The organism is Psychrobacillus sp. NPDC093200 (assembly GCF_050280345.1).
Taxonomy (GTDB): domain Bacteria; phylum Bacillota; class Bacilli; order Bacillales_A; family Planococcaceae; genus Psychrobacillus; species Psychrobacillus faecigallinarum.
Window position 1 is genome coordinate 151789 of the sequence record NZ_JBNNVC010000005.1, and the last position, 14204, is coordinate 165992.

Annotated in this window: 16 protein-coding genes; 6 read left to right on the forward strand and 10 right to left on the reverse strand. The window is 34.9% G+C overall.

Going from position 1 to position 14204, the window contains the following annotated elements; all coding sequences use genetic code 11:
- Window positions 1-130: 130 nt before the first annotated feature.
- The 3 genes from ACQKNZ_RS17555 to ACQKNZ_RS17565 all read right to left on the reverse strand — a co-directional run bounded on the left by ACQKNZ_RS17555 (window position 131) and on the right by ACQKNZ_RS17565 (window position 2972).
- The gene (locus ACQKNZ_RS17555) at window positions 131-1003 is read right to left on the reverse strand and encodes an RsiV family protein (RefSeq protein ID WP_427660930.1); all 873 of its coding nucleotides are present in this window, start codon (window positions 1001-1003) and stop codon (window positions 131-133) included.
- Window positions 1003-1500 carry an RNA polymerase sigma factor gene (locus ACQKNZ_RS17560; RefSeq protein ID WP_144540175.1) on the reverse strand — a complete coding sequence of 166 codons (498 nt, stop codon included), beginning with the start codon at window positions 1498-1500 and terminating at the stop codon, window positions 1003-1005. Before ACQKNZ_RS17560 ends, ACQKNZ_RS17555 begins: the two co-directional genes overlap by 1 nt.
- 665 nt (window positions 1501-2165) lie before the next feature.
- Window positions 2166-2972: an SDR family NAD(P)-dependent oxidoreductase gene (locus ACQKNZ_RS17565; protein ID WP_427660932.1), complete on the reverse strand. Its 807-nt coding sequence runs from the start codon at window positions 2970-2972 to the stop codon at window positions 2166-2168.
- A gap of 266 nt (window positions 2973-3238) precedes the next feature.
- Between ACQKNZ_RS17565 and ACQKNZ_RS17570 the strand changes: the two genes are divergently transcribed.
- A complete protein-coding gene (locus ACQKNZ_RS17570) occupies window positions 3239-3784 on the forward strand; it encodes an ECF transporter S component (protein ID WP_144540179.1) in 546 nt (181 codons plus the stop codon).
- Window positions 3785-3960: 176 nt separating this feature from the next.
- A complete protein-coding gene (locus ACQKNZ_RS17575; protein WP_427660970.1) occupies window positions 3961-4575 on the forward strand; it encodes a hypothetical protein in 615 nt (204 codons plus the stop codon).
- Between the two features lie 247 nt (window positions 4576-4822).
- Here the strand turns inward: ACQKNZ_RS17575 and ACQKNZ_RS17580 are convergent, their stop codons facing one another.
- On the reverse strand, window positions 4823-5590 hold the full coding sequence (locus tag ACQKNZ_RS17580) for an SDR family NAD(P)-dependent oxidoreductase (protein WP_427660934.1): 768 nt from the start codon (window positions 5588-5590) through the stop codon (window positions 4823-4825).
- A gap of 135 nt (window positions 5591-5725) precedes the next feature.
- On the opposite strand from ACQKNZ_RS17580, the gene ACQKNZ_RS17585 reads away from it, so the two are divergent.
- Complete coding sequence (locus ACQKNZ_RS17585; protein ID WP_144540183.1) at window positions 5726-6142, forward strand: Rrf2 family transcriptional regulator; 417 nt, start codon at window positions 5726-5728, stop codon at window positions 6140-6142.
- Between the two features lie 230 nt (window positions 6143-6372).
- Here ACQKNZ_RS17585 and ACQKNZ_RS17590 read toward each other — a convergent pair whose 3' ends face one another.
- Window positions 6373-7215: an aldo/keto reductase gene (locus tag ACQKNZ_RS17590; protein ID WP_340863992.1), complete on the reverse strand. Its 843-nt coding sequence runs from the start codon at window positions 7213-7215 to the stop codon at window positions 6373-6375.
- A 22-nt stretch (window positions 7216-7237) separates the two neighbouring features.
- A complete protein-coding gene (locus ACQKNZ_RS17595; RefSeq protein ID WP_427660973.1) occupies window positions 7238-8431 on the reverse strand; it encodes an MFS transporter in 1194 nt (397 codons plus the stop codon).
- A 202-nt stretch (window positions 8432-8633) separates the two neighbouring features.
- Between ACQKNZ_RS17595 and ACQKNZ_RS17600 the strand changes: the two genes are divergently transcribed.
- Entirely contained in the window at window positions 8634-9005 is a 372-nt protein-coding gene (locus ACQKNZ_RS17600) for a winged helix-turn-helix transcriptional regulator (protein ID WP_340863936.1), read from the forward strand.
- 437 nt (window positions 9006-9442) lie between these two features.
- On the opposite strand, the gene ACQKNZ_RS17605 is transcribed toward ACQKNZ_RS17600, so the two are convergent.
- The 3 genes from ACQKNZ_RS17605 to ACQKNZ_RS17615 all read right to left on the reverse strand — a co-directional run bounded on the left by ACQKNZ_RS17605 (window position 9443) and on the right by ACQKNZ_RS17615 (window position 11304).
- Window positions 9443-10099 (reverse strand): zf-HC2 domain-containing protein, encoded by a 657-nt coding sequence (locus ACQKNZ_RS17605; RefSeq protein ID WP_154312015.1) that lies wholly within the window; start codon window positions 10097-10099, stop codon window positions 9443-9445.
- Window positions 10086-10577, reverse strand: a complete 492-nt coding sequence (locus tag ACQKNZ_RS17610) for an RNA polymerase sigma factor (RefSeq protein WP_427660938.1) — start codon at window positions 10575-10577, stop codon at window positions 10086-10088. Before ACQKNZ_RS17610 ends, ACQKNZ_RS17605 begins: the two co-directional genes overlap by 14 nt.
- A gap of 286 nt (window positions 10578-10863) precedes the next feature.
- Window positions 10864-11304, reverse strand: coding sequence for a cell wall hydrolase (locus tag ACQKNZ_RS17615; protein WP_154312013.1), 441 nt, complete (start codon window positions 11302-11304; stop codon window positions 10864-10866).
- A gap of 207 nt (window positions 11305-11511) precedes the next feature.
- On the opposite strand from ACQKNZ_RS17615, the gene ACQKNZ_RS17620 reads away from it, so the two are divergent.
- Together ACQKNZ_RS17620 and ACQKNZ_RS17625 are read left to right on the forward strand one after the other, a co-directional pair.
- On the forward strand, window positions 11512-12141 hold the full coding sequence (locus ACQKNZ_RS17620) for a TetR/AcrR family transcriptional regulator (RefSeq protein WP_154312012.1): 630 nt from the start codon (window positions 11512-11514) through the stop codon (window positions 12139-12141).
- A 105-nt stretch (window positions 12142-12246) separates the two neighbouring features.
- Complete coding sequence (locus ACQKNZ_RS17625) at window positions 12247-12981, forward strand: glucose 1-dehydrogenase (RefSeq protein WP_144540199.1); 735 nt, start codon at window positions 12247-12249, stop codon at window positions 12979-12981.
- A 156-nt stretch (window positions 12982-13137) separates the two neighbouring features.
- Here ACQKNZ_RS17625 and ACQKNZ_RS17630 read toward each other — a convergent pair whose 3' ends face one another.
- Window positions 13138-13986 carry an MBL fold metallo-hydrolase gene (locus ACQKNZ_RS17630; protein ID WP_144540201.1) on the reverse strand — a complete coding sequence of 283 codons (849 nt, stop codon included), beginning with the start codon at window positions 13984-13986 and terminating at the stop codon, window positions 13138-13140.
- Window positions 13987-14204 lie beyond the last annotated feature (218 nt).

Here is a 14204-nt window from a genome sequence, read left to right on the forward strand (position 1 = left end):
TTATACAATTGAATTATTTTTATCGTCTTTATAGTCGTAAAGTGTAGCTATTCGTACAAAAGAGAGGAGATGTTTGCATCTAGCATACATCTCCTCTTCTAACATTTTATGATTTGTGTTAGTAAGCTATTTACTGGATGTATTCATCATTCATGCGAGTATCTTTTATTAGCTCCGTTGGAATTTCGAATTCAATGACACCCATATAGCCAGGTGCCACCTCATACTTGTCAAAGACTATTACGAGCTTGTTCTTAGCAGTAATATAAAAATTTTGTTCCGGACGGATGGAAGTAAAGGTATCTACTAAATCTTCATCTGCTAAACCTGCACCCTTTACCCAATACACTTTTTCCTGATTCGTTGCTAGCATCTCTTCTTGCATTTTCTCCTTAATATAGTCACTAATTATTGAGATATAACTATCATCTTTAAATAAGCTTGGAAGAGTCAGTACAATTTCTTTTTGCTTATCGATTGTATCGTACTGCATCACTGTAGAAGATGATCCTACGGTATTGACTACATAACGTCCAATCGATAATAATTTTTCTGTATCTGTTGCTACAATGTAGCCACTGTCTACTCCTAAATGTCCTCCCTCAACCTGTTGCATCCCTTCCATCTCCTTTTCAAATTGCTCATATAGCGCCTTTCCTTCTTTTGCGTATTTTTCGTTAAGGGCATTAATCGCGTCTGAGTTTCCTGAGATTAGCGGAACGTCAATATTAGCTGAATACGTATCCTCTTGCTTTTCGTAATGGACAAAGGTCAGTACATGGACAACATCTCCAAGTAGCGGCAACTCTCCTAATGCCTTAGCCATGGTAGGACTCATATTAAGGCTTGCTATAAATAGAGCAGCCGCAGCCGCCATACCCAGAAACCATTTTGGCATTTGTCTCTTACGATTCTTCTTCAAACTGGCTTCTACTACAGCATCCAAATTTTCTGGGATAGGTATATTTTTGTATTTTTCTTCTAACTTTTTCAACTTGTCCATCATGTCAACTCCTTTTCCGTCAATTCGATTTTAAGTAGCTTCAATGCTTTGTAGATTCTCGATTTAACAGTATTGATATTTACATCCAATATGTACGCAACATCCTCTATTTTTAAATCCTCAAAGTAGCGAAGAACAATGACCTCTCTTAAAGTAGAAGGTAAACTTTCCAGTGCCTCATTCAAATCCATATTTTCATATGTATCATTTTGGTGTGGGGTTAGAAACTCTAATTGTTCGTCATTCATAACTTGTATGCGCTTGTTTTTTCGTAGGAAGTCAATAGCTGTTCTTACGACAATTTTATAAAACCAACTTTTCAGTTGCTGTTCGTCTTTTAATGTGTGTAGAGACTGCAATGCTTTTTGAATGCTATCTTGTACTATATCTAGTGCATCTTGTTCATTTTTCATATAGCTATATGCAAGCAAATAAAATCTCTCTTTATTTGCCCGGATGAAAGTCACAAATACTTGTTCAACATGTTGATGCTTCATCTCTAAGAGCTCCTTTTTCAGTATTTGTTAGTGTATACATAAGATAGACGGATACATAGCCTAAAAAGTTGAACATATAATCATTTTCTTTACTAAATAGTTTTCTCCGAATAAAGAATTAAATGAATCAATTTCATAATTTCTTTTTATGCGTTCAAAAGAAGAGGAAATAATGAGATATACAAGTTTTCTAAGAATATAATTTAATTGATTTCCACTCTAGGCGGAAGCGTTCCGCGGGGTGAGCGATAAGCCATCACCGTGGCTTACGCCTCGCTTGTGTTGGCTTATCTGTCTCACTCATCCCGCCGGAGTCGCCGCCTGTCGCTACAATCAATAAATCTGAGATGTTCGCGTTTAGTTGGTACTGTGATATTAATGAAATTAATACCATTATTTAGTGTTTAAAACTTTTTTATCTCAGGTTAAGAAAACGAAATTCATTCTTTATAAAAATACTCCCAATAAAAATGATATGGATGTTTTATTTGAATAACAGAAATAGAATCCAAAGATAAACTCGCCAATTGGAATGTAGAAAATAATCTAATGAAATAAAAAAAGCCCATAATGACTTCTATTCAAATGTAGTAACTACACATACACTTGAATAGAGAAAATCATTATGAGCTAAACTCATCTTACATAATTTGAACACGAAAAATTTATTTTTGTGCCTTATTCATTAAGTCCTTAAAATCTGGAACACTTGGATTTGCTATATAATGTCCGCCTTCTACTTGAATTGTTTGCCCCGTTATAAACTTAGACTCATCGGAAGCTAGGAACACTACTGTATGTCCTATATCGTCGGGCTCACCATGGTATGGCAAAGCATTATACTTAGCGAAAATATCCAATACCTCAGCGCTCATATTATTCTCAGCTGCAGGTGTTAAAATCAATCCTGGTGCTATTGCATTACAGCGGATTTTATCTTTGCCATATTGTGCAGCAATATATTTCGTGAGATTGACAACAGCCGCTTTCGATGCACCGTATGCAGAACGTACAGCATCTCCTGTAAATCCAGCCATAGATGCTGTATTGATAATCGAACCACCACCAGCTTCCACCATATGCGGGATAGCAAATCTACTACCAAGCAACACACTCTTAATATTGATATTCATCAGTCGGTCCCACTCATCTAAATCTAGATTTACAACATCTAGATCCTTCTGAAGATTAGTTAATCCAACATTGTTAAATAGTATGGATACTGTACCAAAATGTTGAACTGTATATTCGATAGCTTCCTTTATGGAATTTTCATCTCCTGCATCAAGGAATATTCCTACAGCCTCCCCACCATGTTTCTTTATATTTTCAGCTGCCTGCTTTGCGCCTTCCACATTGAAATCAGCAATGACTACTTTTGCTCCCTCTTTTGCCAATAATGCTGCTGCAGATAATCCAATACCTGATGCTCCTCCTGTTACTATAGCCACTTTATTCTTTACTCTTTCCATGAACTAACACTCCTTTTTATTGCGGATAACCGTATATTTTATCAACTATATCATCAACTGCATTCTTTTCCACTTAGAGTGGTTTAAGACATGTATAAACAACTATTTCTATCATTACTTACCAAACTGACCACTACGTTTTTTGCAAAATTGATACTTTTAAAAAGATCAATCATTTGCTAAGTTTAGCTTGAAATAGGAAAACTTTTTAAAGGCAATCTCTGCAATTATTTATAATACCTCTAAAAAAAGGACGGTTTAGAACTATGCAAAAAACAACAAGCTATTCAAAAACAAATACTTTTGATTTAATCTTATCCGCAATGTTAATCGCACTCGTATTTGTTGCAACTCTTACATTAAATATTAAACTACCTATCGCAGCTAATGGTGGGTTAGTTCATCTTGGAACAGCTATGCTATTTATCGCATCCATCTTATTCGGCCCTAAAAAAGGGGCACTTGCTGGAGCTATAGGTATGGGTTTGTTTGACTTAATATCTGGTTGGACTTTGTGGGCACCCTTCACAGTGGTAGCACGTGGTTTGCAAGGATATATCGTTGGGAAAATAGCATGGTCGCTCGGTCGTAAAGGTAATAGTATTACTTTCAATTTACTAGCCATTTTTACTTCAATACCAGTTATGTTAGGGGTTTATTATATTTGCGAAAGGGTCTTATTTGGTAGCTGGGTTATACCACTGGCTTCAATTCCAGGGAACATAGTTCAAAATGTAGTTGGGATTCTTGTAGCCATTCCAGTTTGTATTTTATTGAAAAAAGTCTCTGTTTTGAATAATAGGAAACGCTAATTCTCTGCGCTAAGAATAAAAACATTAAATTATCGTCCTAAAGTCAATTTATATTTTATGAAATTTAGCTATTATGTCCAAGCTCACTTATTTCACTTTCATATACTACTAATAAAAAAGGAAGTGAGATAGTGAGAAATAATACATTTATCTCTTCACGCAAAGATGAAGAGATAATGAGTAATAATGAGCATCCCACTACAGTAAAAATAGAAAAAGCACACCAAGAGTGTATTGACCGTGCTTATCGTATCCCCATATTTTTAAGTACTACAACTCATTTAAATGAAAACCAACAACGGTTTTTAAATCGTTTAATTTTTGAAATTGAAAATGCTTTGCTTTTTCCACGTACATTACCTCTAAGCGAAAGTTATCCCGAATCTATCCTAACTGATATTCGTCGATTAGTTTCATCAAGCTATGGAATGTTGGCGGTAAACTTTCGGCGTTTTAAAATTCAAACGGTCGATGTTAATACAGGGCCCCTTCCCCCACCCACTCCATTCTGGGAAGGGTCCGTTTACTCTCAAGTAGAGCCTTCCATGGCGTTTCAGTTTGGTCTCCCCTTATTATTAGTAAGGGAAGAAGACACTGACACTAATAATGGGATTTGGGCAGGAGGAATTGCTCCACTCAATCTATTCATAGTTTGGCGTTCTGAAACTCAAACTGTTGATCAATTTTTTGAAACTCCTGAATGGAGATCAGCCTTTGCAAATTGGAGTGCCCAAGTAAGAAATGCGTTTTATATTCAGACAGAACCGACGTTCAGATACAGATGTGATTAAAAACAAGTACTTTAATTTTATGTAGAAAATATACGTGACCTTCGATTTTCATAGGTTAAGTGATTGTTTGGTGCAAAAAAGGTAATACACTCAGATTTAATAGAATAATTAGCTGAACTAACTCGCCAATAGCATGAAATTTATAAAAAATCCGATTCATAAAATATTGCTGAATCGGATTTTTTATATATCTTTAATGACATAGACATATATACTTTGAGAAATGTGATACCATTTGAAATCTTTATTATTTCGATTGCTTAGAACTCCATCCACCATCAATGATTAACTCTTCACCAGTAACAAATTTTGATTCATCTGAGGCTAAATACAAATATCCATTAGCAATATCAATTGCTTCTCCTGCAAATGGTGGTAACGGAATAGTTCCTTCAAATGCTTTTCCTAAAACCTCACGAGATGTTACGCCATGACGTTGTGCTGCACCGGTTAAGATTGCACCAGGGTAAATAGAGTTTACACGAATATTATCTTTTGCGAAGTTAATAGCTGCATGTTTTGATAAGGCTCTAACGCCACCTTTTGCCGCAGCATAAGCAGCTGCACCATTGTCAGCACTACCAATAATAGCTGCTAATGAGACACAGTTTACGATTGACCCACTACCATTCTCTTGCATATGAGGAATAACTGATTGCATTCCTAAAAACACAGACGTTAAATTTAGGTTAATTGTACGATTCCAACCATCTAATGTTTCTTCTAAAAGAGTTTTGTGAAATGATACACCAGCATTATTAACTAAAATATCAATTTTACCAAAAGCTTCTTTTGCTTTATCCATTACATTTTTCCATTGTTCTTCCGAAGTGACATCTAATTCCACACATAAAATTTCACCTTCTATTGCTGCTGTCACGTCTTTTAATTGATCAATTGCGATGTCTGTTGCGACAACCTTTGCTCCTTCTTTTGCAAATAGGTTACTAGCAGCTAGTCCCATTCCTGAAGCAGCACCAGTAATAATAGCTACTTTGTTTTCTAAACGTCCCATCATAAACCCTCCCCAGTTTTAATTGTGATAATAATTCACAATTGAATTTAACAAATTATTTCACTTTAAGTCAACTATTCTTTCTTTAATTTACTTGAAGGCATTGCTAAAATAAATTTGATAGGAAGTGAAATTATGGATAGCCTTTTACAATTAAGCTACTTGGGAAAAACAAACTTCATAGTTGCCATTAAATCATTAGCTCTATTAGCAAATGCAAATGAGCTAATAACAAGTAACACATTAACTGAGAAATTAGGCATTGAATCGAGCTTTATACGAAAAGTATTAGCTAAATTAATGCAAGAAAATATTGTAGAGGGTTTCGGAGGACGCTACGGAGGATATAAACTGCTAGTTAACCCTGAGGAAACTACCTTGTATGATATTTATGTTGCGATTGCAAAAGACGCACATCCAAATGAAGTAGCAAAAGAAATTGATGATATGGACCAATTTATCTTAGAAATAGTGCTAGAATCACAACAGAAAATAAAAGAAATCTTGAGTAAATACTCTATTAATGACCTTGCATTAGGAAAACATAAATAGTATTAAAAACATACTTTAAGCAGGAATGTAAATAACATTCCTGCTTTCTTATAAATTATGTGCATTTGAATTTAAATCCCCCTAATGTTTGTCGGACTAATCTTAACAAGTAACTGACGTTGATTTCGTCCTCTATCTTGCTCTTATGGTCTCTTATCTGCAAAAAAGGAGAAGCTATAGTTGCTTCTCCTTTTTAAAGTCTATGCTTTACAAACTCAGTACATCTACTATTAGAAGTCAAAATTGTCTGGATCTGGTCCAACACGATAATTTTGATTCAAGCCATCAATGATTTGCATCTCCTCTTTTGTCAATATAAAATCAAATACATTCGAATTTTCTATTATTCGATGCTCTTTTGTTGATTTCGGAATAATGACAATCTCATGTTGAAGATCCCAGCGTAAAATAATTTGAGCAACTGATTTATTATACTTGTCCGCAATTTCCTGCAAAACTTCGTTATCTAGCAACTGTCCTTGCATTAATGGTGACCATGCTTCAAGCTGAATATTGTTGTCTTGACAAAAAACATGTAAATCTTTTTGAGTTAACCGAGGGTGGAGCTCTACTTGATTAACCATTGGTTTAATTTCAGCGTTCTTCATTAATTCTTCCAAATGATGTATTTGAAAATTACTAACACCAATTGCTTTTACTCGCCCTTCTTTATAAAGAGTTTCCATTGCTCTCCAAGCTTCTTTATATTTCCCTTCAACTGGCCAATGAATCAAATATAAATCTAAATATTCTAAGCCAAGCTTCTGTAGACTCGTTTCATATGCGTTAATTGTTGACTCATATCCTAAATCTGCATTCCAAACTTTAGAAGTAACAAATAGCTCTTCTCTTAAAATACTCGCTTCTTTTAAGCCTGCTTGTATTCCTTTACCCACGCCTTCTTCGTTCTCATATATAGCGGCAGTATCAACACTACGATATCCATGTTCAATAGCAGTTTTTACTGCATTTACTAATTCAGGACCTTCTTCTACTTTAAAAACTCCAATTCCAAGCCAAGGCATTTTCACACCATTATGCAAAGTTGTTGTATCTTGTAAATTTTTTACCATCATCTTTAAAACCTCCAATAATTTATATTTTACTTACTTGATCTTTTCGCTCTAAAGCTCTGCTAACTCCCGTTAAGAGCGCAGCCAATAAAACCATGAGAGCTCCGATCCAAGTGGTATGGATTAGTCCTATTGAGTCTGTAATAACACCTCCTAAATAGGAGCCAATCGCAATTCCGGCATTAAATGCAGCAATATTAATTGCAGATGCCACGTCTGTTGCACTGGGAACAAAGCGTTCAGCCAGCATTACAACATATACTTGTAAGCCTGGAACATTCATAAATGCTAATAAGCCCATCAATAGAATTGTAATTAATCCCGCAATTTTAAATGGTGCTGTAAACATTAAAATAAATAAGATAATAGCCTGAACTATAAACATATAGAACAATGCACCAATTGGATTATGATTCGACAACTTACCACCAATCATATTGCCAATGGCAATTGTGATTCCATACGCTAATAAAATAATAGCCACAGCTCCTTCTTTAAACCCAGTGATATCCAGAAGCAAGGGAGATAAAAAGGTGAACACCACAAATGTTCCACCATATCCTAATGCCGTAATGATGAATAAAATTAATAATCTACCATTGGTCACAAGCTTAAGTTGATCACGAAAAGTAGTTTTTGCTCCTTTTCGTAAATTAGATGGAACCAAAATACTATTTGCAATTAAGGCAATTACACCAATAATGACAATAATAATAAAGGCGCTTCTCCAACCTAGCTGCTGTCCAATAAAGGTGCCAAATGGCACACCTGTAACTGTCGCTACTGTAAGACCTGTAAACATTATTGAAATTGCAGTAGCTCTACGGTTTTCTGGAACTAAATCGGCAGCTATTGTCGAACCTATTGACATAAAGACCCCATGTGAAAATGCTGAGATTACTCGTGCCAATAGTAACAATTCAATTGTTGTAGAAACTGTAGCAATAGTATTGCCAACAATAAAAACAATCATAATCCAAATTAATAGAGTCTTACGTGACATACGAGATGTCAAGGATGTCAAAATGGGAGCTCCAAATGTTACACCTAAGGCATATAAAGAAACCGTTAACCCAGCAGTGGTCACCGGAATACTTAAATCAGTTGAAATAAGAGGTAGCAATCCGACGCTGATAAATTCAGTTGTTCCGATTGCAAAAGCACTAACCGCTAAAGCGAGTAAGGCTAATGTACTTTGCTTTTCATTTATATCCATATTCACTCTTTCCCCCCTTTTGGTTATATAATTGAAAACTTACTTTAATGAAAAGTAAGTTATAAGTGAAAGTATGGTGTGCTACTTCAACAAATGTTATTATGATACATATCATTCATAAAGAAAAGTACGCACTTAAAAGTAATATAGATACCAAAAAGTAATATAGGTACTTTTTTGTTCCTATAAAAGGAGAATTAATATGCAAAGAAAGAAGTACAATATCTCTGTCGAAGCAACATTGGAAGTAATAGGAGGGAAATGGAAATGCGTTATCCTTTGCCATCTAACACATGGCAAGAAACGTACAAGTGAATTGAAACGTCTAATGCCAAACATTACACAAAAAATGTTAACCCAACAATTACGAGAATTAGAAGAAGATAAGGTTATCAACCGTATCGTGTATAATCAAATTCCTCCTAAAGTGGAATATGAGCTCAGCGAATATGGCCAAAGCTTAGAAGGTATCTTAAATTCACTATGTGTGTGGGGAGAACAACATATTACGAATGTATATGGGGATAAATTTGCTGTGTTAGAGAAAAGTGTTTTAAATGATAACTTAAAGTAACATTCAAAGAAACTATCGATTACAAAAATTTATAATCTGTCTTTTATGCTAATTAATCGCATACTTTCTATGTACAAAGCTTCTCTTGTATTTAATTTGTGTTCTTCCAGTAATACTTTCTCCTTTTTCCAATCACTAATTCATTAGAGGCATCATCTCTTATTGAAATATAATGAATAATTCTCAAATAAAAAGCTAGAACATCTTTTCGGATGTTCTAGCTTTTTTTATGATACGGTTGAACAATCTTAAGCAAAAGCTTATTCAATTCTGATGTCGTTTGGAAATAAACTAACAATGCTATAACCAATTTCTAAAACAAATTTCTTTCGATCTAAGATTTTTTTAAATACACATGCATTATTTTTTTATCCATTCATGCTTCTTTGATTTGTTACTATTAAATCCATATGGTCCTAAAATAAAATGCATTTATTCTATCTCTCCCAAACTAACGTCATCTCTTGCAAAAGTTCTTTCCATGATTGCTCTTTTGTAATGATTACTTTTTCCAAATCAAAGTCCCCGTAATATACAGCATCTACAGTTTTACTATCCGGTAACGTAGATTGCTCAGGACCTATTCTTTTATCCTCTCGGAAAAAATTGCTCGTAGGTGAATTAGCCATTGTTTCAACATAACTGATTAGGCTGATATATTTTGTTTCTCCATCTATTTCAACTTTCATCGGGTGCGTCATATAAGTCCCCGCGTGACTTTCCCCAAAATAATTAGAAACAAGTGTCCCATCTTCTTTCTCTTCAATCACAAATAAGTCCTTTGAATAAGGAATAAGTTTTTGATAGTGAAACACGTATGAGAATACAGTAAAACACAATAATGTAGTCATTAAAACCGATCCACCAATAAGTATCATTTTTTTTCGATTCCATTTTTTATTAAGCTTTTCAAACAATGTCACTTTATTTTCGATCGGCACATACAATGTTTCCGTCATTTGCTCGTACTCCTTTTGGCAAGCTTGACAGGTTTGTAAGTGTTGTTCTACCAGCTCTTTTGTATCTTCACTTACGACGTCATCTACATAAAGCGGTAACAAATCTTGAATAATTGTACATTTAACTTCCTTCATCTCGTTTCGCCTCCATATACGCTAATATTTTCTTTTTCGCACGGTAAAACGTTACTCTGGCCCAGCCATCACTTTTTCCAAACAACTGACCTATTTTCTCAAATGACAGCTCACCAAACGTACGAAGGGAGAAGACTTCTTTATAAGGCTCTTCCATTGTGTGCAAAAAATGATGAATTTCAAAAGCTTGTTCTTCATTCACTAAATACTCTACGACTCGAATATCATCTGGCACTGATACTTCCACCTGATTGACTTCGCGTTGCTTTTTATTGTAATGGGTAAAATATGTATTTTTAGCGATTGTAAAAAGCCAGGCTCGTATATCTTTTTTGCCATCAAATTGGTGCATAGACCTCAGTGCCTTAAAAAATGTTTCCTGTGTTATTTCTTCTGCTATATTTTCATCTATCGCCAGTGATCTCGTATACAAATAAACGTCATGAAAATATGCTTGATAAATTTCCTCAAAGTCCATTGTCTCCCCTCCTTTAACTAAATAACTAGCGAAATATTAAAACGTTACAAGATTTTGCAAAAAAAAATAGACATATTCATTTTATCTGAATATGCCTAACTAATGATTAATAATATATGAGGTTGTTGAAGTACTTATCATTTTAACTTCATTTACTGTGATGTATCTAAATGATGTTTTTATATTGAACTGGAAATATTATTCTCGAATCTATTTCTAGGATGCTAAGCTAGCATTAAACAAGATTTACTAAAACTTCAGATTTAATTAAGCTCCCTTATTTAACCTATCCTATATAAACACTTTCACATGTTCCAGCTGCCGGTTCATAATAACAATGATTTTTATACTGACCAGAAAAAGGCTGTCCGTACCATGTCGGAGGACACGGAGCGTAGGGATTAAAATACCAAAGTGCATACTTCGCTGGGTGTTCTCTCCAATAGTCCAAAGTTTGCTTTGCTAACCTTTTTTCAGAAGTTCTCGCTCTTTCATAGAATAAATTACCTTTTTGAACAGCTTCAAAAGAATAATTTCCTCCTTGTACCTGAAAAATGACTTGCTCAATAGTTCTTACATCTTGAAAGTCTAAGCAATCTGCTTTAGTTCGATTTACAATTACATTTCCAACATATAACATCCCTTGTTTTCCTTCACCCTCGGCTTCTGCTCTCATCATCCTTGCCATTAGGTCAATGTCTTTATCTCGGTATTTAACTCTTGCCATTTTTTCACCCCTAAATATTGTATGAAAAAATGCCTGAATTGATGTCATTTTATACCCTTTATCCAACAACCCCATTATTTTAATGAATAACATAATAAAAATAAATAACAAGTATCGTGACGCCCCATATGAATTGAATACAAGTTGATACCTCTAAACATGTTACAATTAATGCATGTAGATGTAGAACAGTTGGAGTGACGAAAATTGAGTAAACGAGAACAACAAAAACAACAACGCCGCCAAAACATTATCCAGATTGCAAAGGATTTATTTTTGGAGCAAGGCGTACAAACAGTACAAATGCAAGATGTCGCGACAGCATCTGGCATAGGGATTGCGACTTTATTCCGCTATTTTCCTAAAAAAGAGTATTTAATGATTGCGGCAACGAATGCGATCACAGATGAAATGGCAACGGATATTGGGCAGATTATCGAACAGAGTATAACTGCATATGAAAAAATCGAACAAATTTTAGAGTATTATATGGGCATAATGAAGGACCCACAACTACGTTTAGCGAAGTATTTCGACTCCTTTGATTTGTATGAAAAAACAGCTGAAGAATCCCCGGAGCAATATGCTGAATATTTATCAGCAAGAAGCAACTTAGCCCGTGTTTTATTAAAAATAAGTGAGCAGGGTAAGCAGGACGGCTCGTTAAGACCAGGTATTGATTTGGATGTTTTTGTCATGACAATGGTGCAAAATTTTAGCATATTTACTTACAAATCAAGCCTAACAAAGCATGATACGAATCTTTCAACGCTACTTTCTGCGGACAAGCAGCTTTTGATGATGAAGGATGTATTTTTACGCTATATTCAACCATAATAAGTAACGGTCATATGAATTGACATTCGATCAAGAAAGTTGTTTACTAATAAAGATGATAGTCAACTATCACTTTATATGAATCTACTTTAGGGGGCCATTTACATGAGTCGTTTATCAGGTAAAATCGCAATTATTACAGGTGCAGCACAAGGTATGGGTGCAGCACATGCAAAATTATTTATCGAACACGGTGCAAAAGTTGTTTTAACAGATTTGAATGAGGAAAAAGGAAATGCATTCGCAGCTGAATTAGGGGAAAATGCCCTTTTTGTTAAACAAAACGTAACATCTGAAGAAGATTGGGCAACAGTTATTGCTAAAGCAGAAGAAGCATTCGGTCCAGTAAACGTATTAGTAAATAACGCCGGTATTACAATGGCGAAAAACATGCTTGATATTACAGTAGAAGAATACCGTCGTATCGTAGACATTAACCAAGTGTCAGTATTCTTAGGCATGAAAACAGTAGCAGCTTCAATGATGAAAGCAGGTGGCGGTTCAATCGTCAACATTTCTTCAATGAATGGCTTAGTTGCTGGTGCTGTAGGTTATACTGATACAAAATTTGCAGTTCGTGGTATGACGAAAGCAGCGGCAATCAACTTAGCGCCAATGGGCATTCGCGTAAACTCTGTACACCCTGGCGTAATCGCTACTCCAATGGTTGTACAAGAAGATACAAAAGCAGCTGTTGAAGAATTCGCTAAACATATTCCATTAAAACGCGTAGCACAGCCAGAAGAAGTATCTAACATGGTACTATTCTTAGCTTCTGAAGAGTCTAGCTACTCAACAGGTTCAGAATTCGTTATCGATGGCGGATTAACTGCACAATAAGAGTAGTACATGAAACCATCTATATAAGATTTGTAAAAATGTCGATTTTCTATAACTTAGAAAATCGACATTATTTTTTTATCTAATTAATATCCACACTTATTTATGGTAGGGTTCTCCGTAATATTTTAAATTCATCGATAACGCAGCGATAATTTAATAACCATTTGCAAAATTGGAGATTGTCTCCATTTCATCTTCGGTAAGTTCCCTTTTTACGTAGTTTTCGTATTCCTTCATTATTTTCAGCTTATCACCATTACAAATATCTGTATATTTCGCAATGGTCCGAAGCTTAGCAACTTCCATTTCAAATGTCTCTTTTGAAATTGGTTGTTGATGCGAAGGTATATATGTTTCTGCATCAAATGATTCTAATTCATCTAACAATCTTAAGGTTTCATTTATTGTATAGTGTACTTTTTTGGCATACATTCTTGGATAAATGCAGTCCCCAAGGAAGAGAATCTTCTCTTCTTTAATATACACAATGACAGAATCTGCAGCATGGTCCCCTCCAACATGTTGTACGATACAAGTCACTCCACCAAGATTTATTTCTGCTCTTCTTTCAATCGTAATATCTGGCAAAGTAATCATAATATCACGATGATTCGTGTATTCTTCTTTAATTGCTTTGGCACAAAATTCAATTTCTACGCCTTCTTTTACTCGTGCATCAATGGCTTCATCTGACCATGAAAATGGAATAAGCTTCTCCATTTCTCTTTCAGTCTCTTTAGAGGCAATTGAAACTGTATCAGTTAATGCGGAAAGACCAAGAATATGATCCCAATGCCAATGTGTTAGTACAACTATATCTGGATTGGGGATTTCCCTTTTTTTAAGTTCTTTCAGAAAATAATTTACATGCTCTTCCGAGTTACCTGCATCAATCATTAATATCTTTTTAGTGCCAATCACCATTCCTAGAATCGGACGGTCGGACAACGATGTAGGAGTGATATACCAAAAACTATTTCCTATTTTATGTATAGAGTGAATAAAGGTCGCCCCCTTTCTTTTTTATATTTTAAGTCAAATGACCGTTGTTTGCTCATATGGAATCTTACAAAAAACACTCCTACTTGTGATACGTTCCACCATGAGACGCACCTAAATAAGGTTTTCTTAGACTTTTTTGAGATAAAAACAGAATTACCTGTCCACCTCAATTATTTTCAATAGGATATCTGTTTCTTAATTAAGAAACTAGCGAAAGT